Raw genomic sequence first — 22584 nt, 5'->3', positions numbered from 1 at the left:
ATAATGACTAAATTAAGGATAGGGCACCTTTCGACCATGTATCACAGTTCTTTCCTGCTCATGGGGACCGATTGGCTTGAAAAGGCAGGTCTGGAGTCCGAGTGGAAGCTCTTCGGGGGAGGGCCCGCAATTGTCAGTGCATTTGAAAAAGGTGAGATAGACATAGGGTACATCGGTCTTCCTCCTGCAATGATAGGGATTGACAGGGGACTGCAGGTCAGATGTATTGCAGGGGGCCATGCTGAAGGGACAGTGATGATCGCGGTTCCTGGATTCCTTACACTGGATGATTGCAGTAATGATATGAGACTTTTTCTTAAACAGTTCAGGGGCCTGACCATAGCCTGTCCGCCTGCAGGTTCCATCCATGACGTGATCATCAGGAACTGCCTTAGGGAATCAGGTTATGATAACAATATCGGGGTTCTCAACTATGAATGGGCCGATCTCATTCCCGAACTGATGGCAGATGGGGAAATAAAAGTCGCAGTCGGGACGCCCTCGCTCGCCGTAGTGTCGAGGAGATGCTGCAACGCTGAGATCGTGATCCCTCCCGAAAAACTGTGGCCTGGCAACCCCAGTTACGGGATAGTTGCAGGCTGCGACATGATAGAGAACTCTCACGATGTCCTTCTGAAATTCATATCATTGCACGAAGCTGCCTGCAGGTTCATCTGCGGGAACAAAGAAGAGGCATCACGGATAGTCTCAGAGACAGTCGGGGTCATTGATGTGGACTTTGTCAGAGAGATGTACGAAGTGTCACCAAAGTATTCTGCAGGCATACCCCAAGGTTATATAGCATCAACCATGCGATTCGTGCGTGCCCTGCATGAGTCCGGCTACATTTCAGGTGAGCTCCGTCAGGAGGATATCTTTGATCTTCGTTTTGTAAAGGAACTGCAGCTTTGAATCTGCACCAACCTTTTTGCTTTTGCTTTTAATTTTTATCTTTATCAAGTTCTAGAGTACTTACTCAGAAAAACATTTAAAAAGGGATGTCTAAAAAAGGAAAAGACCTGCCATTCCAAACTGAAGGCAGGGGATACACTTCCTCTGCACCGTCTGTTAAATGCAGAGTGTCAAATGCAAAGTACCCCCCATCCCGGCAGATTCAGATATCCTGGTGATCGGAACACAGGACCACGGACACACCTGATCTCGTGACGATCTTACACAGGTTCTCAATTGCGCTGGAGTATCGATCACTGTCAGCCGTTATTCCCTTGAAGAAGGTCTCAAGCAACAGTTCGTCATCCACATAGATGCAGTGCGTACCCTGCATGGAAAGCCTGTCATACCTGGCCTGCGCCTCTTCTTTCTTGTCTCCTGGATAGCGGATAACCTTCGCCTCTGCAGATCTGCACGCCTTGTCGGGAGATACCTGATTGTATTTTGAGATCATGCCGGCCGCAGCAGTCTGGTTGGTATGGGGATCGATCACGATGAATGAACCTGTGCTCCTGTTCTCCGAATAAACATCGGCAAATAGCGGGGTCTTTAGCTCAAGCTTAACCTTTCCGATCTCATTTAAGCTCAGGAACGCCGAGGGTTTCATACTGATATCTTCAGGATCGAACTCATGAAGTACTTCTGAGAAACTCCCTTTGACCATGTTTGTGGTATGCTTGATCAGATAATCTTTCCCGACCTCCATGGGAGAACCATCCATCCACACTATGTTTGCCTCCAGGCTGCCGGCAATTCCTGTAAGGTCATCGACCCTTGCGATCATATCTCCGCGGCTGATGTCAATATCGTCTTCAAGGCAAAGGGTCACTGCCATGGGAGCAAAGGCATAATCAAGGTCTCCATCGTAGGTGACTATCCTTGAAACCTGACTTGATCTTCCGGAAGGGAGAACTCTTACCTTATCACCTTTGTGGACCACGCCTGAAGCTATCGTGCCACAATAACCTCTGAAATCATCGCCTCCCCCCCAGTTAACATACTGGACCGGGAACCTGAGGTCAGCCAGGTTACGACCACCGGAGACACTTACATTCTCCAGGTAATCAAGTAACGTGGACCCTTTGTACCAAGGCATATTGTCGCTTCGCTCAGTGACGTTATCGCCTTTGAGGGCGCTTATGGGTATGTAGTAAATGGACTCTTCTGATAGCTTGTCAGCAAAGGAGTTGAATTCACTGACAATGTCCTCGAACACTTCTTCCGAATAGTCCACGAGGTCCATTTTATTGACTGCGACTACGAAGTTCCTGATACCAAGGAGGGATGAGATGAACGAATGCCTCTTTGTCTGTGTTACGACCCCGTTCCTGGCGTCAACAAGTATCAGGGCAAGAGATGCATTTGACGCACCTGTGGCCATGTTTCTCGTATACTGCTCATGCCCGGGAGTATCGGCGATAATGAATCGCCTTTTCGGGGTCGAGAAGAACCTGTATGCGACATCGATCGTGATTCCCTGCTCCCTTTCTGACTTGAGGCCATCGGTCACCAGGGAATAATCGATCTCCTGGTTACGATGGGTCTTCGAGAATGTCCTGATCGAACTCAGCTGGTCCTCAAATATTGATTTTGAATCATATAGTAATCTCCCGATGAGGGTTGACTTGCCGTCATCCACACTTCCTGCAGTGGCAAGCCTTAGCAGGTCAATATTCTCATTCTGCCTGATCAGAGAGCCAGATCCTTTCAAAAGTATCCCTCCTTCTTCTTCTGTTCCATGGAACTATCCTGGTCGTGGTCGATGACCCTTGTTATGCGCTCGGAATGGCGGGCAACCATCATCTCCTCAATGATCTTTGGCAGCGTGTCCGCCTCTGACCTTACCGCACCTGTACAGTAATGGCACCCCAGTGTCCTGAAGCGGCACATGGTCTCTTTGACTTCTTCCTTGTGCTCATCCGTATAAACAGGGATCAGCTGGTTATTCTTCTCGATAACCGGTCTATTCTTTGCAAAGTACAGAGGGACGATCTCAATATTCTCATGGTGAATGTATGTCCATATATCGAGTTCTGTCCAGTTCGAGAGCGGAAACACCCTGATGGACTCCCCGGGATCTATCCTTGAATTGAACAGGTTCCATAATTCGGGTTTCTGGTTCTTGGGATTCCACTGCCCATGCCTGTCACGGAATGAATAGATCCTTTCCTTTGCCCTTGATTTCTCTTCATCCCTGCGGGCGCCTCCGAATGCTGCATCATAACCGCCTTCCTTCAATGCATCAAGGAGCGCCTTTGTCTTAAGCTCGGCACAGCATTTGACCGTTCCCACTGAAAGAGGATTTATTCCTCTTTTGAGGGCTTCTTCATTCCTGTGAACCCTGAGTTCAAGATTGTGCTTTGCAGTATAATGATCCCTGAACTCGTACATTTCAGGGAACTTATATCCTGTGTCGATATGCAATAGCGGGAAAGGCACTTTTTTCGGGTAGAAAGCCTTGATCGCAAGATGGACCATCACCGATGAGTCCTTGCCTACAGAATACAGCATGACAGGATTTTCAAACTCTGCAGCTACTTCCCTGATAATGTTTATACTTTCAGCTTCAAGGGTTTTCAGATTTGAGAGCCTATAAGATTCTTCTGCAATGGTCATGTTCGCTATGTGATTAATTTCTTCTATGTTCAATGACATTCTCAATTGATCCTGTGATCTGTTTGTGATCTGTTATGCAAAAGCCCCTGACTGTCAGACAGGGGGCCTGATATTTCCGGAGTGCAGTCCGCATTCCTTTTTTGTGGATTCTTCCCACCACCAGCGCCCTTCACGCTCATGCTGCCCCGGCAGCACAGGCCTGGTACATGGTTCACAGCCGATGCTTACGTAGCCCTTTGCATGGAGTTCGTTGTAAGGCACCTCTTTATCCATGATATAGTCCCACACCTGCCCGGAGGTCCAGTTTGCCAGGGGATTGAACTTCACCAGTGTACCATTACCAAATACCGGATCCATTTCCATTACAGGAATTTCTGCCCGGGTATTGGGGCTCTGGTCCCTGCGCTGTCCTGTGATCCACGCATCCCTCGTACTGAGGGAGCGCCTGAGCGGATCGACTTTGCGCGCAGCGCAGCATTCATGATGCCCGTCCCTGTAGAATGAGAACATTCCCTTCCTGAGGACCAGTTCTTCTGTTTTTTCCCTGTCAGCAAAGAATACCTCGAGGGGGATATTGTAATGCTCCCGCACAACATCGAAGAACCTGTATGTCTCAGGATGCAGGCGCCCGGTATCTATTGAGAATACACTGATGTCTTCTCTGATCCTGGTAGCCATGTCAATAAGTACAACATCCTCTGCACCGCTGAACGCAATGGTTATGCCTGTGCCAAACCTGCCCAGGGCATACTCCAGGATCTCCTGCGGAGAGCTGTTCTTATATTCCTCGGCCAATGACCCTATTTCACTTTTCAATTGCGGATCCTGTACTGTCATATCCATCTCCCGATAGTCTGCTGTCCTGTTTAACCGGAGATTGCCTTATTCCAGCACAAAAGCCTTGAATTTCTCAAGGCCCACACGCCGGATTGTATCTCCGAAACGCTCCCCTGAAGTTGCTTCTTTTTTGAAGAACTCCAGCGATCTCTCTATTATCCTGAACAGGGTATTCTCATCCACAAGCTCAACAAGCCTGATACCAAGTCTTGGATTTCTGCCTACCTTGCCGCCAACGTAGACTGTGTATCCTTCCCTTGAACTGACCCATGCTTCCTTGGGGCATATCATCTGGCATTGGCCACAGAGGATGCACTTGTCCCTTTCATAATGCAGGGTCCCGTTCTCTACTTTGATCGCATCTGCGGGGCATGCCATCTGGCAGAGGCCACAATAGGAGCACTGCTCTTCTACCCACTCGGGCTCAAGCCCTCCCATTACACCGAGGTCGTTCTCCTGTGGTTTCATGCATGACGCAGGGCATCCCGTAACTGCGAATTTGAACTTGCTAGGAAGTTCCATGGCAAAGTAATTCTCATCGATCTTCTTTGCAATGTCCTGTGCATCGATTAGCCCCCGGGGACAGATCAGGTTTCCCTGACAGGCGACCACACCACGGACCCTGGGACCGCAGGTACCCTGACGGACACCTCCCTCCTCAAGCTCGTCAAGAAGGTCCTCCGCATCCTCGAGGGAAACGTATGAGACCTCAAGTCCCTGGCGTGAAGTTATGTGGACCTCACCCCTGCCATACTTTTCAGAGGCATCCGCAAGTGTCCTGAGCTGGTCAGCATTAAGCTGTCCCCCGACAACACGGAGCCTTATTGAAAAGAGGTCTTCCTTTTGTCTCTGGCGAAGAAAACCGCCCTGTTTGATCCTGTCGTAGCTAATCGTCTTTTCATCCATTTGTCATCTCTCCGGCATATGCAGATTGTGATATATAAATAAGTAAAAGGGCAAGATTTGCCGCTTTTTTTGCGGCAATTTTAGCCCCGTTCTTCACCACTATATAGAAGGCTACCTTTCATGTGCTTCGGTTCTTGAAAAAAAGACTTACAGGCGATAGAGAAGGAGTTACTTAAAATGATTATAGCACTGGCTGCGATCGCATCTGCGATCTTCATGGGGATCAACATCGGGGGGAATAATGCAGCAGCCTCCATGGGTGCAGCATACGGTGCCAGAGCCCGTACCAAAAAACAGGCAGTAATGCTCATAGCAGTGTTTTCACTGCTTGGTGCGGTGCTGAGCGGTGAAGAGGTTATCAAAACCCTGGGTGGAGGGCTTATTCCAGGCAGCATCATTACACTTACCGCAGCAACTATTACGGTAAGCGCAGCTGGTTTTTGTCTCTTGGTAGGGAACATGCTCAAGGTTCCCATATCATCAAGCCAGTCCATGGTTGGGGCAGTTGTTGGCATTGGCCTGTTCTACGGCCTGCTGGATACCCAGCTGCTCTTACAGATAGTAGGATGGTGGGCAGTTACGCCTGTGCTTGCATTCGTACTTGCCTATCTTTCCGGAAAATATCTCCATCCCGGAATTGCCTCCTGGCTGGAAGGACATAAATCCGAGTTACAGATAAAAGGTGTTATTGCGAAACTTCTTACCGTATCCGGTTGTTATGTCGCCTTTTCGGCAGGAGCCAATAATGCGGGTAATGCAGTTGGCCCCATTGTGGGCGCGGGTTTACTGGACTCTGCAACAGGAGCTGTCTTAGGAGGCCTGACTCTTGGTCTTGGAGCGCTGTTGATTGGTGGGAGGATACTTCAGACCGTAGGTACGGAGATAACTGAGCTCTGTATGGTCCGTGCTGTTTTCGTTGAGATCATTGCAGCAGTTATTGTGCACATCGCCTCCGTTGGAGGCATACCTGTGGCACTTGGCCAGATAGTGCCTGCAGCCATCATAGGGATCGGGTGTGCCAATGAAGGCTTTATGATGGTAAAGAGTAAGACCGTAAAGCGCATTGCGATCATGTGGGTCATATCGCCAATAGCGGCTGGCCTGATAGCTTATAGTGCTATCGGGCTTGTATACTGATCTGGGAAGTGAAGGGATAGAATAACAAAAGCAGGTTATTTTAAAAATAAATAGTAAAAGTACTTCTGCCATCAAGCTTTCTGAATACGGACCTTCCAGGTGCAATCCCCTTCTTTTTCTATCCCGAGGATATTATGACCTTCATTTTTTACGCTTCCGGGAACGCTTGACACCGCAGGAGCATAATCAAAAATAACCGTAAGGATGTCTCCTTTCTCCATTCCTTCCAGCTGCAGTTTTGTTTTCACGAAAGTAAAGGGGCAGACCTCTCCCCTGAGATCCAGTTCGTTCAATCCTTCTGTCACCTTTTCTGTCATATTTGCCTGCTCTCTTTTTTATCAAAACTCTTGCCGGAGTTCATAGAACATAAGGGAGGCAAAAAATACCAGCAGTTATTGCACTTCTCCCACACGGCAAGTCTTAAGCCAGAACCCGGAATCGAACCGGGATGGAATCGCTCTGCAGGCGATTGCGTAGCCTTTCCGCCATTCTGGCAGCATGGATATCACTGACTTCCCGGATAATCTAGTCCATGCTGCTACTTAAAAATGCTTTATGCGGCAAAAGTTGCCTCTGTACTTGGTGAGGCTGCATCGTTCAGGGTTCAGCTGACTTTTCTGCATTGATGAATGTTTCCCGGATACTCTTTGCGAGCTCATCATGGCTGGTATGGATCATCATTTTCTCCCACTTTCTTTGCAGCTCCACCAGATGATCGAAAGGATCGAAAGAGGGAACAGCTTCCTTAAAGGCAACATCCATGTTCTTCAAAGCCTCAATGCCGCCGGCAATATCCCCGTTGCGGCGGTATTCGCCGGAGAGGAGCATGCTGGCGTTCTTTATTCTCTCATCAAGGTCTTCTTTAAGGAAAGCACCGGGGTATTCTCCAAAATCCTCCGCAGACAGCCGCCTCATGCCCTGTACCTTCTTCTGATGCCTCAGCTTTTCCCTTTCAAAGACAAAGCGATATATGTCCTCCCTCAGGCGCATCCACTGAGGATGGCTTTTCGCAGGTGGCAGGTGCTTGATATGAAGCTCGTTGTCCAGGAAGAAGCTAAAGCCGAACATCATGGAGTTCATTATATAATCAATATCCTCCCCCCTCCTTACATAGGGATCGAAGGGTATCTTCATGAAAAGGTTCCTGTGTATCGTCATGTTCCCGCCGAACACGAAGGGTGTTTCCTTGATACGTGGCGGTGATGCGATAACGGCTTCAAAGGCCTTGTTCATCTGTATCTGCTTGCCCCAGTAGTATGCCCAGCCGTCTTGCGGGGCAGGCACATAGAAGTTGCCATCCGGCTGCAGGTAGTAGCCTGCCAGTCCGTATATCCTCTTGCCGTCGATCTCCTGGCCTATATGCTCCCTGACCTTTCCAATGAAATCAGGATCCTCGAAAACCTCATCGTCGTCAATGAGTACAGCTGCGTCTGACCCAAGCACGTGAGGTATGAAAAGGCACATGTTACGGATATTGGAGTAACCCCTAAGACTCAGTAGCTCTCTGCATGCCTTTTTTCCATCCATGTCGAGCAGGCCGTGAACACTTTTCAGGTGTGAGGGCCCAAACACCAGAATCTCCACTCCTGCAGCCGGTGTGTTCTCCTCGACTATCCTTTTTACGATATCCTCTACCTCATTCTCTATCTCCGGCGAGGTTGGCACTGCCAGTACCACCAGCCTGAAATCCTTATCCCTCAGTATCCCGATACTCCTGATCGCCCTGCCAAGCGTGCCTTCCTGATCTGTCGGGATGGGATGGTCATAGACAGCATCCCCTTCTTTCCAGCCTGTTACACTATCCCTGCCCCAGTAGCTGGGTATCATCATTGTAAGTTCCAAATAATCCACTCCCAGTAGAAACTATTAACCCTATTTTAGTGTCAATGGGAATTATGAAGTGAACAGTATTTATATTCTCGCAGCCGATGGATGTTCAATCCTTATCGACAAGTACAGCGTCAGTGATATTCACTTTTGCAGTGTACTCATCAAGCTCGATGACTTCCATCGCCCTGACCTCGATCCTTTTATTGTACATGGGTCCGTCCAGTACGAAACTCTCGAACTCGCCGCCTTCGCCTGCTACATTGAGACCAATCTTCTGGTTAAGTCTCACAAGCCGGTCCACGTCCCTTTCTTCTATCCTGCGCCCTACCCAACTTTTATCAAGGCCGTAGGCTGCAACACTGCTGAAAATAAAATCAAATCCAATTGACAGAAGCTGGCGCATCTCCTTTTCCTGGTCGATATGCCAGAGCGGTGAGAACACCTTGAGACCAAGCTCATCGCATACCTTCTCTATTCTTTCGCGTTGATAGTTGGAATAGAGGGCGCCTGTGACAATTCCTTCTATCCCGAACTCCTTTTTTGCCCGGAGGATGGCGTTCTTCATGTCCTCCAGTTCTGTCTCTTTTTCACCCCTGGTGGTTTCCTCTATCAGCGGAATTCCCATTGCCTCCGCCTGCAGGTTCGCCAGGCTGATGTTGGGTGTGTGGAACATGTAGGAGTCCGGGTTCTGGCTCTTGATAGTGATGAGGCATTCGATGGAGTAGTTCTGCTCCTGCATTATGTGCATTGCGTAATTACTGTCCTTGCCTGAGCTGAAAAGGACTCCCAGTTTGAGATTGTGCCGGTCATAGAACTGCTTCAGGTATTCGGTCTTCGTACCGGCTCCTGCTCTCTTTGCCAGCTTGCCGATAGCCTTGTCGAACCTGCTGCCGTACTGGGCGGCCTGTTTCTTACGCAGGGACAGTTCCTCAGGCAGGCCGAGGTCCATGGCTGTTTCACGCAATATCCATTTGTTAGTGTCTGCTCTCATTTTGTAGCCAGCAGGGATCTTAAGGCAATAGTCAACGAGGCGCTTGTCCAGGTAGGGCACACGCAGCTCGATATTATTGTTCATGGAGACCACATCGTCCCTGTAGGTGTTCCTCTCGTATATCTTCAGGATATCGGCATAGCAGTCCCTGTTTATTTCAGCGGAACGCTTGTGGCGGTCATAGCCTGCCAGCAGCTCATCGGCCCCGGAGCCTGAGAACATGACCCTTATACCGTCCTCCCTGGCAGCTACGCACGCAGCGTACATGGTCAGGGCTACTCCCACCTTTGGCACATTAGTATCTTCAACAAGCGGGACAACCTGCCGGAGGTACTCTTCCACTTCTTCCAGCCCGATCCTCTTTACTTTAAGATCAAGGCCAAGTTCCTGAGCCATCCTCTGTGCATATTCCACGTCAGGCGGAAGCTGGACTTCACTCAATCCGGCAGTGTAGCATGTGAAATCAATTCCTGGCTTCTTTCCAAGCGTCTTGCAGAGATAAGCTATCACAGTGGAGTCCAGTCCGCCTGAGAATAATATGCCGAACCTCTCATCCGGGAAGCGTACGGACACCGCATTCTCCAGAAGGCTCCGGAAGTCTACCTTGATATTCTCGACCGGCTGTGTGTGCTCCGGCTGGATGGAGAAAAAGCTCCTATTGAATGTAGTAACTGTATCGTTCTGCAGGTCGTAGCCGAAAATCTCCCGTGGGTTAAGCTCCTTGATGTCGGTGCGGCCTGTCGGCACAAGCGCCTTTTTCTCGGAGGCGAAGGCAAACCCTCCGGATGTGCTGTACCAGAGAGGCTTGATTCCGAGTATGTCCCTTGCGATGTAGATCCTGTCGCCCAGCCAGTAAGCAAAAGCATAGACCCCTGTCACTTCTGCAAGCAGCTCGTCCAGCATCCTGAGCACATCCGTTTCCGGGATATCGTGATCCACGGAGGGATCAGGGCTTCCTGTATCCCTGGCCCTCTCCAGCTCACGCCATTTAAGCTCTATCAGTTTTATGAGCATGTCTGCATCGTTCTCAGCTTCTATCCCGTACTTCTCCCCGAGTTCCTTCCAGTTGTACAGCTCGCAGTTGGCAACCAGCCTTCCTCTGTACGCTATAGGCTGGCGCACGAAGTTGACCATGGAATGGAGGCGGTGGCCAAGGACGTTCAGCTCGGAGCCTTGCTGAAATTTCAGGCTTTCCGTATCAGTGGCATGCTCCAGCCATCCGGCTCCACAGATACCGATACAGTCAAGTCCCCTGTTCCTCATGGTCTCCAGGGCTCTCAGAGCCAGCTCCAGAGAGTTCTCGATATTGAAAAAGCCTGTAATCCCGCACATTTTGATTTCTTCACTGGTATGGTTTTGGATGGCTATATATGGTATTAATCATAAAAGCTTTTCATAGTACATCCCGGAAAACATATCACAGGGCTATGAGTGGATCTGCGGGAAATGGGAAAACAGGACAGATATAAAGGACAGATATCAGGATGAGACAGCAGGGTGAGGGCAGGGGGCTGAGGGACCCCCATGGTAATCTTCACAGTTCGTGCTTACGGCTTGCAGTTCAGGGCGACCCTTTCCTCGGGTGTGAGGGATATATAGAATCTCAGGATATCATCCGGGTCCATGTCCGAGCCAAAATTGAAGCCACGCTTCTCCCCTGCCTTGAGGAACCTGTCTTCCTTTTCATGTTTCTTGTAAATGAGCCTGTTGACCTCATCATTACTTAATGTGGACATGTCAACTTTCTTGAGGAGACCTATTCTCAGGAAGTTGTTCTCCATGCGCTCGTAAAGGCTTTCCGTCTTTTCCTTCTTTTTGTCCGGTTCAAACAGGTAAAGATCTTTCCCGCTTGCATCTTTGCATGCAAGGGTGATCTTCTTCAGAACGAGTTTTCCATTCTCAGATACTATTATCTTGCGTTCGGTCTTCATTTATTATTGCCTCTGCCCGGATTTATGGTTATTCCGATACGACCCCAGAGATCAGGAAAGAACGGGTCCTGTTTCTGCAGTATAATTGCTGGTTTGACAATCAAGTATATAATTATATCTATGTTTTAATGTATAATCACCATCATTATGATGAGTTATAATTCTTAACCGGACCGGGTTTAGGCAGATTAATAAATACTAATACATAGAATAGAAAATCAAACATCAGGATGGAAGCACATGTTGGGAGCACTAAAGGATAATATAAGGAACTGGTTCCTGCCACTGGCAAGGAACATCCCTCTTTCACCAAACACCTTAACTCTTATAGGGTTGGCAGTCAGCGTAATTGCTGCGATTGAGTTTGCCAGGGGTTTTCTTATCCTTGGGGCTTTTACAATCCTTCTGAGTGGCATCTTTGATGTTTTCGATGGTGCGGTTGCCAGGGCTAATGGTTTGTGCACCGCGTTCGGGGCAGTTCTTGACTCCGTCTGTGACAGGTACGCTGACGCCCTTATATACGTAGGGATTATCTATGGCCTCATATCCGGCAGCATAGTTCAGGTGGACTTCCTTTCCATTCCCATGTGGCTGTGGACGGTAATTGCGATAATAGGCTCCTACCTGGTAAGTTACACACGTTCCAGGGCGGAGGCTGCCGGTGCAAGGGAGATGGATGTCGGGATAGCCGAGAGACCGGAGAGGCTGATAGTACTTGTCGCAGGTGCCCTAACAGGCATGCTTGGACTTGCCATTATTATTATAGTGGTACTTACCCACATCACTGTCATACAGCGTCTGTTGCATGCAAAGAGGGCACTTGCATAAGGCATAGGAACATGTTCCCGGGGCAAAGATTATAATATCAAGTGCTGTATTAAAGCCTCATATCCATATCATTCATATTCAAAAGAGAGCTGAGGATAGAAGATGCAGTATCAAGCTGAAGTAATAATCGAACTTAAGGCCGGTATGCTCGATCCGGAAGGCACGACCGTTAAAAGGGCGCTTGAGCACCTTGGTTATGAGACCGACAGTGTCAGGACCGCAAAGAAATTCACTATCGTCCTGCAGGCAGCAGATATACACAGCGCCAGGGAGAACGTGGAAGAGATGTGCGAGAAGCTGATAGCGAACCCGATCATCCATAATTATTCCATATCCCTGAGGGAAATAGAATGAGCATTGCCGTTGTCCAGTTTGGCGGAAGCAACTGTGACCTTGATATCCTGCACGTCCTGAAGGATGTTCTGGGTGCTGATGCCGAACTCGTCTGGTATAAGGAAGAGAACCTTGACCGCTTCGATGGTATAGTGATACCTGGCGGTTTCTCTTATGGTGACTATCTCCGGGCCGGCGCAATAGCTGCACGTACACCTATAATGAATTCCGTGAAGAAACAGGCTGATGCAGGTAAGCCTGTGATCGGTATCTGCAACGGCTTCCAGGTGCTTACCGAATCGGGCCTGCTCGAAGGTGCGCTGACCACCAACAACTATCCGAAGTTCAGGTGCGAACCCACATACCTGCGGGTCGAGACCACCGATACTCCCTTCACCTCCATGTTCAGGAAAGGAGATATCCTCAGCATCCCCATAGCCCACATGGAAGGCAACTACTATGCAGACGAGCCAACCCTCGCTTCACTGGAGAGGAACGGCCAGGTCGTCTTCAGGTATGTTGACAGGAATGGCAATGCCACCGATGAGGCAAACCCCAATGGTTCCAGAGAGAATATCGCAGGCATAGTCAGCAAAAGGAAGAATGTGCTTGGAATGATGCCGCACCCTGAGCGTGCATCCGAGGAAGTGCTGGGTTCATCCGACGGCTTAAAAGTGTTCAGGTCAATGCTGGAGTATATCTCCAGCCGTTGAACCATTCTTTTTTCAAGTTTTTTCCCAGTAGCAATACCACTCTCAGGTAATCCTGTACTCGTTCACTTTTTCATTCTCGGGTCTTTCGGGAAACTTATCAGCGGGAATTCACTGATTTTTAGTAACAATGTTTCCTAAAACTTTTATTTAACTTACATCCTTATTTCACTTGAGTGGTGGTATCATAGTCAAAATTAACTTTGTTGCTTTAATGATAATTGTATTGTTTCTATGCATAGGTGTCGTGAGTGCCTCTGAGATTGCTTCAGCTCCGGTAGCTTCCTTTGACTCGGATGTTGTAAGCGGAAAAGTTCCTCTTGAGGTCAGGTTTACAGATGATTCAAGCGGGGAGCCTGCATCATGGCTGTGGGACTTTGGTGATGGCAGTACATCCAACCTTCAGGATCCTGCACATACTTATACTGCAGCAGGCACTTATACTGTGAGTCTGACGGTCGGCAATGCGAACGGATCACATTCCCTTACAAGGACCGCTTATATCTCGGCAGATACACGCCCTGTAGTTGCAATAGACTATATCAGGCCGAACCCTGCGATAAGGGGTGAGATTGTTAGCTTAGTTGGCCTATATGTTTACAATCACACTGCTATCCCATCAAAGAAAGGCCATGAATGGTACTCCGATATAGATGGTTTACAATGCACAGGAAGGACCCTATATACCGGGGGCTTATCTGTAGGCAATCATAAGATGAGCTTCAGGGCCGTGGACAGTGAGGGCCAGTGGTCGGACAGGGTTTATGGCTATCTGGTCATTCTGGAGAATAGTCTTCCGATAGCTACTATTGATTCTATCACTCCGAATCATGCGAGAACTGGTCAGAACATCGTATTCAGCGGAACAGGTATCGATCCAGATGGAAAGAACGTTAGTTACCAGTGGTGGTCCAGCATTGATAACATGCTGAGCAACCAGTCAAGCTTTTCCAGATCTAACCTTTCCGTGGGAACCCACACTATAGAATTCAGAGTAAAGGACCATATGTCATGGTCTAAGGCAGTCGCGACTGTAGTAGTAGAAGGTAATACTGCATACATGAAAGTAAGTTCCGCAAAAGCCATAAGTGTCAACAAGCCGGTAAATATAAAAGTCGATATAAGCGGCATAGATTATGCATCATCCCGGTTTTCAGTAACCGATGGAACTGGTGCTGCAGTTTTCGAAAGGAACATCACTGATGATCTTGTCTCGGGAGTTTATGCGTTTGACTGGTATACGACAGACCAGGATGGAGAGCTCCTTCCAAGTGGAACATATAAGCTGAATCTGCTTACTAAGACTGTCTCCGGTGACTCGATATCTGAGGAAATAGGTGTGACCGTTGACAATACGGCCCCCTCCATTCTTATAAGCGATGTCTCAGGAATCTCAGGTAGTGAGAAGCTTGTGTATGCCAACTCCGGCCTGTTGGTGAAGGTCTCCGAATCCGGTACATCAGGGGATGTGGCAACTGTCAGCGTTGAACTGCTTTCCGGCTCCGGGATCGTGAAAACTGCCACTGCATACCTGGAAGATGGTTCGTGGCTTGCGGAATTCGATCTCTCAAAGGTTGCGGAAGGGAACTATACTCTCAGAGCAGTTGCAAAGGACACTGCAAAGAACAGCAATTCAATTGAATCAGACCATATTGTAAGTGTGGACCGCACGGCTCCAGTTATCTTTAGTTTCACGCCTGCCGACGGTCATGCTTTCGCAGAAGATACAGCATATGCGGATATCCGCTTCAACTACTCTGATGCGCGAACAGGCATTAACGGAAGCTCCATAGTTCTCATGTTTGACGGCGTGGATGTTACAGACAGTTCCAATGCAACTATAACAGATTCATACGCTTCGTACAATGCCACAGGACTTACCAAGGGTGTACATTCCGCTTCAGTGTATGTTGAGGACAATACAGGTAACCTGCAGATATTCACTACCAGGTTCTGGATCGGCCCGAAACCCGCCCAGGCTCCTACCTCCACCGGCAGAAGCAGTGGAAGCAGCGGTGGAGGCGGTGGTACCACCGGCGAGAAGTACGAGAACGTTGCGGTAAAGGAAGTGCAGGGTATCTTTGTCAATGCAGGTTCCCGTGTCAGTTACGAGTTCAGCAAGGATGGTAATGCAATTACATCCGTCCGGTTCGATGCTTTGAAGAATTCCGGGAAGGTACAGGCCATTGTTGAAACACTCAAAGGCAGGTCATCTTTTGCAAAGGCCGATGCACCGGGAAATGTCTACCAGCAAATGAACATCTGGGTTGGCAGTACCGGTTTTGTGAATCCGGAAAATGTTGAGAACCTTTTTATAGGATTCAAAGTGGAGAAGTCATGGCTCGAGGATAATGACGCTGATGCTGCTTCAGTGAAGCTCTACAGGTATGCTGACAGTTCGTGGAATGCGCTTTCTACGTCCTTTGCCGGAGAAGATGACACGTACATCTACTTTGAAAGCCGGACACCAGGCTTCTCACCGTTTGCAATAGTCTCTGAAAGCACATCCACAGAAGCAACTGATGCCTTACTGAGGTCCGCTGACGATGCAGGTACAGATGTTGTTACGGACGATGAGGCCGGGACTGGCTCGGCAGACACGGCCATCTCAGGCAGTATCCTGGTGCTGGCAGCCATCTGTGTAGTGATAGCAGTTGCATATGTACTTTACAGGAAACGGAGCTAAAGCTTCGTTACCTCATTTTTATCCGATCTGTGATCGGGATTGATTGTACAGCGCTGATACAGGCACGAAATATGTTTAAGTATAGTCATCCTATGATAAGTATAAAATGTCTTATACATTTGAGATCGCTATTGTCCTCACTTTGATCTTACTCAATGGCATATTTGCTATGTCCGAGTTTGCCCTTGTCTCGTCCAGGAAAGCCCGCCTGAAACAACTCGCCGAAGAAGGGAGTCCGGGAGCAGAAGCTGCATTGGCCCTCTCTAATGAATTAACACCGTTCCTTTCAACGATCCAGATAGGGATCACTCTGATAGGTATTCTTGCCGGTGCATATGGGGGAGCTACTATAGCACAAGGGCTTGCAGGTTACCTAAGCGAGTTCTCCGCCCTGGCTAGATATAGTGATGCACTCAGTATCGTAATCGTGGTAGTCACGATCACTTACCTGACCCTGGTAGTTGGCGAACTCGTCCCAAAAAGGGTCGCACTGAGCAAAGCTGAAACTATTGCCACTAAGGTCTCAAGACCTATGATGTTCCTCTCTTCCATAGCAAGGCCTTTCGTTGTCATTCTAAGTGTTTCGACCGAGGCCGTACTTCGATTACTGAGGATCCATCAGACCAGCGAGCCGCCGGTAACAGAGGAGGAGATCAAGTCCATGCTTGAGGAAGGGACAGAGGCCGGTGTGTTCGAGATGGCGGAACTGAGCATGATCGAAGGTGTTCTTGAGATAGGTGATCTTCGCGTAGAATCACTGATGACCCATCATACTGATATTATTGCTCTGGACCTGGACGACAGTATTGATGAGAATCTGCAGAAAATGGTCCGCAGTGGCAGGTCTTATTTCCCTGCATATTATAAGGATCTTGACAACATCGTCGGGATAGTGTCCGTAAAACAGGTCCTGGCAGAGATCGTGGAGTCCGGCACTTTCGATATAAGGGCGGATCTGGCAAAACCGCTCTTTGTACCTGAGGCTCTTCCTGTCCTGAAGCTCCTGGAGCTGTTCAAGGAGCTCGGGGTCCATATTGCTCTGGTCACTGGTGAATATGGAAGTGTTGAGGGGTTGATCACACTTCATGATATTCTTGAAGCTATAGTAGGTGATGTCCGATCCCTGGGCGAGCCTGCAGAAACGCCTGTGGTCCTTAGAGAGGACGGATCCTGGCTTATCGACGGGGACACGCCTCTCGAAAAGGTAAAGGATGTCCTGTCCGTAGACTCTTTTCCACAGGAGGAGCAGGAATACTATAGGACCATTGCAGGGTTCATAATATTCGTCTTACAACGCATACCGAAAACAGGAGACCATATAGAGTTCAAAGGAATGCGCTATGAGGTCGTAGATATGGATGGCAATAAAGTGGACAAGGTGCTGGTGATGAAAGTTCCACAATCCCCGTGAGCTTTTCAGGAGCGGGGGATGTCACTGTCATTTCTTTGATTGCCTTGTGGCCTGATCACATTCTCTGCAGTCTTCCAGGAATGCCTCACAATGTCAGGCAGCTCCCCATGCTCTTTGAACCAGCCCTGCAGGAACTGCTTGGTTTTGGGGTCCGAGGGATAGCCGCTCCCAAAGTCAATACCTATTTCTTTCCTGAGCTCCTCGATCAGGCTGTCCCTGCGTACCTTTGCAACAATGGAGGCTGCAGAAACGATCGGGTATATGGCATCAGCCTGGTGTTTTGATATAACGGACAGATGGCCCGCCTTTTCAGGATGTTTTTTCTCATACTCGATCAACAGCCTTTTACCGAACCTGTCAGCATTAACGTCGGCAGCATCCACATAGGCCTGGTCGGGATGCAGTTCCTCAAGGACCATGGAAAAGGCGCGTACCATAATCTCGTTCATGCTCATGACCTTGCGCAGCTCATCGATCTGCATTGGAGTTATCTCAAGAACAAATATCCTGTGGGCATATTTTTCGATCTGGAGGGCAAGCATCTCCCTTTTTTTAGGGGTCAGCTTTTTTGAGTCAGCCACGCCCAGGTTCCTCAGGGTGTTTATCCTTTCCTCCTCCACAAGCACTCCGCCAACACACATGGGACCTATAACAGGTCCCTTTCCAGCCTCATCTATTCCAGCGATCATCATTATACTCTATCCGTTCATCTGTCTGCAGCAATCTACATTAATTTGCCTGTCAGATGAAGAGAGTGAATACAACATACCCTATTATGATCATGATGGTCGAGTGCTTAAGGCCCGCCATGATGTTGCCTTCACCCATGGCTCCTGCCATCAGGCCGGAACTCAGTCCCTGGATGATAGCTGCATGCTTGAAGAGCTGTGTGTAAGCATCCAGGTCGAAGTTGCTGAGGAATCCGCTCTGTCCGCCCGATGCTGCCATTTGTTTCCCGGCTGCTGCCATTTCTGTCAGGAATGTTGTCGAAATGACATATATCACACCCACGAACACAAGGAAGGATATGTAGATAATGACTATGTAGATCATCATGCTCATGGTACGCTCCCTCCTCATCCCCTGTTCTGAGGCCGCATCCCTTGCAGCAACAATGAGCACTTCTCCCACATCGCCGCTTGACTCGTTCGCCTTGGTTATAAGGGACAGCGAGCGCGTGACGACCTGCGTCCTGAGCCTGTTGGCAAACCTTATAAGTGAGTCATTGACCTCGACACCCCATAGTACATCATGCCATATCTTCTTGACCTCACGGCTGAGAGCATCAGTTTCGGATCTGGCCATCAGTTTTATTGAATCCCTGAGTGTCATGCCTGTTTCGTTGGTACTTGCCAGTTTCTTCAGGAAATCCGGAAAATTACTCTCCATTTTCTTCTTCTTCATGTTCTTGATCTCAAAGAAGATCGAGAGGGGTATTATTACCAGCAGTATGGCAAATACAAGCTTGTCGTCGATGAAATCAACCAGCAGAGAAGGCGTTCTCAGGCTGTTGATATTCATCGTCAGAGGAATACCCACCAGAAGAAGCGCCAGCGGGACCGTGACCGCCAGTGTTGCAAGCGGGTTGCGGAACATCGGCTCAAGGGGTTTCTTTATGATCCTCTTAAGCGCAAGTGATTTCTTCGATTTTATGAACGATTCGAAATAGCTCCTTTCCCTGACCTTCTCCCCGGTCTCTCCTACAGGTTCTCCATTCTCATCGTACACCGGAAGCAGGTATGCCGGTACCTGGGGTATGCCATGGTCGAGCACCATACGCGTGTTGAGCAGTTTCGGCTCGCCCATCTCCGTAGGCGTGATGATGCTGATCATTATAACGAACATCAGGGAGCCCACTGGCAATACGGCATAGATGATCGCATATACCATTGTACTTGTCCCTGAGCCCATCACGGCCATCATGACTCCCATGATGATAATGAAGAGAGGGCCTGCGACAAAGGCCGTCACATATGATTCTGCAAGCAGGGCCAGGGTATCCAGGAATCCTTTCTGGTCCACTTCTGATTTTATAAGATACTGCTCTGACTTGTCACGGAAATAGTTGGGTATGTTGCCTCCACTGTCTATCACAGTAAGCAGGTTGTATATGAGATCCTGGAACCTCTCCGAAGGAGTTGTTTCCGAAGCGTTCGTAAGAGCTGTCCTCAGGTCGTGGCCGAAGTAATCCATATCCCTTACGATAGCATCTATCTCCTTGGATGCCTCTCCATAAGTGTCCTCGGATCTTGCAAGGGCTCTGAACACATCTATGATGTTCATGCCTCCCTTGCTCAGAGCATACATGAATGTCACTGCGTAAGGCAGTTGCATGTCTATCTTTGATTTGCGCTCTCCTGCCTGGAACCCGGGGTAGAGCATGAATATATTGTAGACCAGTCCTCCCAGGCCCACAATGAAAACGATAGTAATGAAAAAAGCTATGAATATCTCCTTGTAGGAAAGGAGGAAAGCCACACTTGGACTGAAAGTAAGGTTTGTGAGCTGGTCCGGAAGGCCGACCAGCTCGATTATAATATAGGTGAGCAAAAGTCCCAGGAAAGCCCCGAATATCCCTGCAAGTATGGAGTAGAATATGGCATTCGAGATGTACATCTCGTGGGAAACGGGTATGCGTGCCTGGTTAAGCTGCTTTTGCAGGTTCACGTAATTCTGCTTCCGGGCTTTGATCTGTGTCCCGAGCAGAACAAAAGGTACTTTCTTAAGAACCTTCAAATAGACCTCAGCCCTCTGTATATGGGGCGCAAGGTCCATTTTGTTCTTTCTTTTCTTAGCTTTTGCAGCTTTTGCTTTTTTATCCTCGTCTGCAGGAACTCCAGCTGCGCTCTCAACAGGTTCCTGCTCAGTTTCATCCATCTGCAGCATGGCGGTTTCAGGGTTAGTCTCTTTTTCAGTCAATCTTTCACCCCTGACTAGGTAATCTGAAGTTTCTGCAGGACTCTTTCAGGCCTTGACTGGTAAGCATTGATGATACCTGATATCTCATTAAAGTCATTGATATTGTTATTGACCATGTACTCCAGTATCTTCTGGCGATAATAGAGTTCCTCTTCGACCTTGGCCTGTCCCCAGCCGCGGCGCATCTTGATATCAAAGAGTGCCTTTGACTCACCGGTCCTGATAAAGACATCGTTCTCGGAATCCCATACAAATATATCATTTGTTCTGATGTTCCTTGTATTGGGGTCTATATCGATGATCTCAACAAGCTTGATGTTCCTTCTCACACGTTTTCCCTTGGTGTATGTCTGGGACTGGATGCTCATGATATCCAGCGCCTGGATCATTGACCTTGGCACGCTGATGGGCGGGTTTTCCAGTCTGTGGATGGCAGAAGCAACAGAGTCTGCGTGCATTGTGGAAAAGGTGGTGTGTCCTGTGGACATTGCCTGGAAAAGTGTCAGTGCTTCCTTGCCTCTTACCTCACCCACAAGCAGGTATTCAGGGCGTTGACGCAGTGCTGCCTTGAGCAGGTCATACATATCCACGGCTCCTCTCTCGTCAGCAGTGAACGAATCCCTGGTCATGCTGGGTATCCAGTTGGGGTGAGGCAGTTTAAGTTCCCTTGTATCTTCAAGGGTGATGACCTTCGCTTTCTCAGGGATGAAAAGAGAGACCGCGTTAAGTGATGAAGTCTTACCTGAAGCAGTGCCTCCTGCATAGATAAGGCTCTTATTGTTCTCAATGCAGAGCCACAGGTAAGCCATGGCCTCGGCGGAGAAGGTCCCCCACTTAATAAGGTCCACAGGTGTGATCGGGGTCTCGCTGAACTTACGAATAGTGAAAGTACTTCCGTGTGCAGTGACACATGTTCCCAGTGTCATCTGTATCCTTGACCCGTCGGGCATGGTGGCATCAACGATGGGCTCGGCCACGGATATGTGCTTGCCGCTCCTCTGTGCCATCTGGATAATGAAAGAGTTGAGCTCGTCCTCGTGGTATACTATGTTGGTCGGGATGTTCTGGTATTTCCGGTGGTAAAGGAATATCGGGACATCGTGGCCATTACCGGAAACGTCCTCGATGGAGGTGTCGCACATGAGTGCATCGATCTTACCGAAACGGATGAAGTCCCTTTTGATATAGTAGGATATCTTGGCAAGCATCGGGGATGTGATCTCAAGGGTGTAGTCCTGTATGATGGACCAGATCTTGGTGTCCAGGACAGCTTCCTTGTCACATGCATCCTCGTCGATATCTTCCACCAGAAGCACGTCTCGCAGCCTGTCCCTTATCTCTTCCAGGAACACTTTCTCAAAATCAGTTAATTCCGGTTCCACCACATAGTAAAGGTGATGATTTATCTCTTCGTTATAGAGAATGACTATGAAAGTGTAAGGTTCGTTGACCCAGTAGCGTTCTATTTCCTCGTACCCTTCGACTTCCCTGAACTCAGAAATGGGACCGTGCAGCTGGGGGTCATAGGGCTCGATCTCGACCTCTATCTTTTTGAAGAGGCTCTTGATCTTAGCGACGAATCCTAGTTTTTCTTCCTCTATAGTTTCCTCTGCTATCTTCTCTATTGCCGCTTCGGCATCTGCAGGAACCTTTTCCTCTTCCAGGGGCACAAGCTTCTCTTCCCTGGCTTTCTCCTCGAGTATGCTCTTGACCTTGAATTGAGCCTCGTCATCCTTCTCGGGAGGGGCATCTTCCTTTATTTTTTTCTCAGGGAAACTTCTTTTTGCCGGACCGAACCCTGCTGATCTGGGCAAGAGGATATTGAGCTCTTCACTTTCAGGCGCAAGCTCCTTTTTCTTTGCCTCGTTGCTTTTCCCTGAACCGGGAGCAAGAATTCCTGTGTCATCAGGTGTCTTACCGGCTTCTGACGAGGATGATCCTTTCAGTATAAGAGAATTGAATTCTTCCTCAAGTTTCTGCTCAGACTTTTTGATCTGTGCCAGCTTTTCCAGAAGATTTGAAGCATCCAGGGAGTCTTCACTCTCTTCATTTTCCTGTTTTTCAGTGTCGTCTACCGGCAAGTCTATGGTTTCTTCAGATGCTAATGAAGTATCGTCAGATACTGTATCGTTTACCGCTTCATTTTCAGCCTTGGCTTTTTCAAGCTCTGTTTTTTGCAGGGTTTCATTTTGAGCATCAGCCATGAGTGTCACCTGATAAAATGATATGAATTACGCATGTTAGATATATTATACTTTTATTATAATTACAATAGTTATTAAAGGTATTGTATCCTTGAATACCTTCAACGGTGCAATAATAAACTTACAGCTGGGCGGAAGGCTCCTGTCTCACTGTCTTCTGATATAGGCATGTACATGCTTAAAATCCAAATGGACATAAAAAGTTACTATTGCAGGACAGTCGGCTGTCTTTTTATTGAATGATGTACAAAACAATTTTATATACTGGACTTTATGTACATGGATGTTCTGCCG

18 protein-coding genes are annotated in these 22584 nt (G+C 48.5%); 7 read left to right on the top strand and 11 right to left on the bottom strand.

Going from position 1 to position 22584, the window contains the following annotated elements:
• The first annotated feature begins 3 nt into the window (after positions 1-3).
• Positions 4-912 carry an ABC transporter substrate-binding protein gene (locus tag PV02_RS09570; RefSeq protein ID WP_256623184.1) on the top strand — a complete coding sequence of 303 codons (909 nt, stop codon included), beginning with the start codon at positions 4-6 and terminating at the stop codon, positions 910-912.
• Positions 913-1114: 202 nt separating this feature from the next.
• On the opposite strand, the gene cysN is transcribed toward PV02_RS09570, so the two are convergent.
• Genes cysN through PV02_RS09550 form a run of 4 tightly spaced genes read right to left on the bottom strand, consistent with a single transcriptional unit; the run spans position 1115 to position 5310 of the window.
• The gene (gene cysN, locus PV02_RS09565; protein ID WP_256623183.1) at positions 1115-2662 is read right to left on the bottom strand and encodes a sulfate adenylyltransferase subunit CysN; all 1548 of its coding nucleotides are present in this window, start codon (positions 2660-2662) and stop codon (positions 1115-1117) included.
• Complete coding sequence (cysD, locus tag PV02_RS09560; RefSeq protein ID WP_256623182.1) at positions 2659-3606, bottom strand: sulfate adenylyltransferase subunit CysD; 948 nt, start codon at positions 3604-3606, stop codon at positions 2659-2661. Before cysD ends, cysN begins: the two co-directional genes overlap by 4 nt.
• 54 nt (positions 3607-3660) lie before the next feature.
• Positions 3661-4404 (bottom strand): phosphoadenylyl-sulfate reductase, encoded by a 744-nt coding sequence (locus tag PV02_RS09555; RefSeq protein ID WP_256623181.1) that lies wholly within the window; start codon positions 4402-4404, stop codon positions 3661-3663.
• A 45-nt stretch (positions 4405-4449) separates the two neighbouring features.
• Positions 4450-5310, bottom strand: coding sequence for a 4Fe-4S binding protein (locus PV02_RS09550; RefSeq protein WP_256623180.1), 861 nt, complete (start codon positions 5308-5310; stop codon positions 4450-4452).
• 177 nt (positions 5311-5487) lie between these two features.
• On the opposite strand from PV02_RS09550, the gene PV02_RS09545 reads away from it, so the two are divergent.
• A complete protein-coding gene (locus tag PV02_RS09545) occupies positions 5488-6447 on the top strand; it encodes an inorganic phosphate transporter (RefSeq protein WP_256623179.1) in 960 nt (319 codons plus the stop codon).
• 71 nt (positions 6448-6518) lie between these two features.
• On the opposite strand, the gene PV02_RS09540 is transcribed toward PV02_RS09545, so the two are convergent.
• From PV02_RS09540 to PV02_RS09525, 4 genes are all read right to left on the bottom strand, one after another.
• Complete coding sequence (locus PV02_RS09540) at positions 6519-6764, bottom strand: sulfurtransferase TusA family protein (RefSeq protein WP_256623178.1); 246 nt, start codon at positions 6762-6764, stop codon at positions 6519-6521.
• 280 nt (positions 6765-7044) lie between these two features.
• Positions 7045-8289, bottom strand: a complete 1245-nt coding sequence (locus PV02_RS09535; protein ID WP_256623177.1) for a hypothetical protein — start codon at positions 8287-8289, stop codon at positions 7045-7047.
• A gap of 94 nt (positions 8290-8383) precedes the next feature.
• A complete protein-coding gene (locus tag PV02_RS09530) occupies positions 8384-10600 on the bottom strand; it encodes a diphthine--ammonia ligase (RefSeq protein WP_256623176.1) in 2217 nt (738 codons plus the stop codon).
• A 215-nt stretch (positions 10601-10815) separates the two neighbouring features.
• The gene (locus PV02_RS09525; protein ID WP_256623175.1) at positions 10816-11199 is read right to left on the bottom strand and encodes a hypothetical protein; all 384 of its coding nucleotides are present in this window, start codon (positions 11197-11199) and stop codon (positions 10816-10818) included.
• A gap of 240 nt (positions 11200-11439) precedes the next feature.
• Here PV02_RS09525 and PV02_RS09520 point away from each other — a divergent pair, with 240 nt between their 5' ends.
• From PV02_RS09520 to PV02_RS09500, 5 genes are all read left to right on the top strand, one after another.
• Positions 11440-12027 (top strand): CDP-alcohol phosphatidyltransferase family protein, encoded by a 588-nt coding sequence (locus tag PV02_RS09520; protein WP_256623174.1) that lies wholly within the window; start codon positions 11440-11442, stop codon positions 12025-12027.
• A gap of 102 nt (positions 12028-12129) precedes the next feature.
• Positions 12130-12381 (top strand): phosphoribosylformylglycinamidine synthase subunit PurS, encoded by a 252-nt coding sequence (gene purS / locus PV02_RS09515; RefSeq protein ID WP_256623173.1) that lies wholly within the window; start codon positions 12130-12132, stop codon positions 12379-12381.
• Positions 12378-13073, top strand: a complete 696-nt coding sequence (gene purQ, locus PV02_RS09510; protein WP_256623172.1) for a phosphoribosylformylglycinamidine synthase subunit PurQ — start codon at positions 12378-12380, stop codon at positions 13071-13073. The genes purS and purQ overlap by 4 nt, the downstream gene beginning before the upstream one ends.
• A gap of 211 nt (positions 13074-13284) precedes the next feature.
• On the top strand, positions 13285-15756 hold the full coding sequence (locus PV02_RS09505) for a PGF-pre-PGF domain-containing protein (RefSeq protein ID WP_256623171.1): 2472 nt from the start codon (positions 13285-13287) through the stop codon (positions 15754-15756).
• 106 nt (positions 15757-15862) lie between these two features.
• Positions 15863-17167: a hemolysin family protein gene (locus PV02_RS09500; RefSeq protein WP_256623170.1), complete on the top strand. Its 1305-nt coding sequence runs from the start codon at positions 15863-15865 to the stop codon at positions 17165-17167.
• 5 nt (positions 17168-17172) lie between these two features.
• Here PV02_RS09500 and rnhB read toward each other — a convergent pair whose 3' ends face one another.
• Genes rnhB through PV02_RS09485 form a run of 3 tightly spaced genes read right to left on the bottom strand, consistent with a single transcriptional unit; the run spans position 17173 to position 22290 of the window.
• A complete protein-coding gene (rnhB, locus tag PV02_RS09495) occupies positions 17173-17859 on the bottom strand; it encodes a ribonuclease HII (protein WP_256623169.1) in 687 nt (228 codons plus the stop codon).
• A gap of 49 nt (positions 17860-17908) precedes the next feature.
• On the bottom strand, positions 17909-20086 hold the full coding sequence (locus PV02_RS09490; RefSeq protein WP_256623168.1) for a type II secretion system F family protein: 2178 nt from the start codon (positions 20084-20086) through the stop codon (positions 17909-17911).
• Between the two features lie 14 nt (positions 20087-20100).
• Positions 20101-22290, bottom strand: a complete 2190-nt coding sequence (locus tag PV02_RS09485) for a type II/IV secretion system ATPase subunit (protein WP_256623167.1) — start codon at positions 22288-22290, stop codon at positions 20101-20103.
• Between the last annotated feature and the right edge of the window lie 294 nt (positions 22291-22584).

The organism is Methanolobus chelungpuianus, from assembly GCF_024500045.1.
In the GTDB taxonomy this organism is placed as follows: domain Archaea; phylum Halobacteriota; class Methanosarcinia; order Methanosarcinales; family Methanosarcinaceae; genus Methanolobus; species Methanolobus chelungpuianus.
This window is presented reverse-complemented; position numbering and strand designations above follow the sequence as displayed.

Excerpts from the sequence above, each read along its gene's own strand:
- PV02_RS09570 (WP_256623184.1), top strand. The coding sequence starts at position 4 with ATGACTAAATTAAGGATAGGGCACCTTTCGACCATGTATCACAGTTCT.
- cysD (WP_256623182.1), bottom strand. The coding sequence starts at position 3,606 with ATGTCATTGAACATAGAAGAAATTAATCACATAGCGAACATGACCATT.
- PV02_RS09555 (WP_256623181.1), bottom strand. The coding sequence starts at position 4,404 with ATGACAGTACAGGATCCGCAATTGAAAAGTGAAATAGGGTCATTGGCC.
- PV02_RS09550 (WP_256623180.1), bottom strand. The coding sequence starts at position 5,310 with ATGGATGAAAAGACGATTAGCTACGACAGGATCAAACAGGGCGGTTTT.
- PV02_RS09545 (WP_256623179.1), top strand. The coding sequence starts at position 5,488 with ATGATTATAGCACTGGCTGCGATCGCATCTGCGATCTTCATGGGGATC.
- PV02_RS09540 (WP_256623178.1), bottom strand. The coding sequence starts at position 6,764 with ATGACAGAAAAGGTGACAGAAGGATTGAACGAACTGGATCTCAGGGGA.
- PV02_RS09530 (WP_256623176.1), bottom strand. The coding sequence starts at position 10,600 with ATGTGCGGGATTACAGGCTTTTTCAATATCGAGAACTCTCTGGAGCTG.
- PV02_RS09525 (WP_256623175.1), bottom strand. The coding sequence starts at position 11,199 with ATGAAGACCGAACGCAAGATAATAGTATCTGAGAATGGAAAACTCGTT.
- PV02_RS09520 (WP_256623174.1), top strand. The coding sequence starts at position 11,440 with ATGTTGGGAGCACTAAAGGATAATATAAGGAACTGGTTCCTGCCACTG.
- purS (WP_256623173.1), top strand. The coding sequence starts at position 12,130 with ATGCAGTATCAAGCTGAAGTAATAATCGAACTTAAGGCCGGTATGCTC.
- purQ (WP_256623172.1), top strand. The coding sequence starts at position 12,378 with ATGAGCATTGCCGTTGTCCAGTTTGGCGGAAGCAACTGTGACCTTGAT.
- PV02_RS09505 (WP_256623171.1), top strand. The coding sequence starts at position 13,285 with ATGATAATTGTATTGTTTCTATGCATAGGTGTCGTGAGTGCCTCTGAG.
- PV02_RS09500 (WP_256623170.1), top strand. The coding sequence starts at position 15,863 with ATGTCTTATACATTTGAGATCGCTATTGTCCTCACTTTGATCTTACTC.
- rnhB (WP_256623169.1), bottom strand. The coding sequence starts at position 17,859 with ATGATGATCGCTGGAATAGATGAGGCTGGAAAGGGACCTGTTATAGGT.
- PV02_RS09485 (WP_256623167.1), bottom strand. The coding sequence starts at position 22,290 with ATGGCTGATGCTCAAAATGAAACCCTGCAAAAAACAGAGCTTGAAAAA.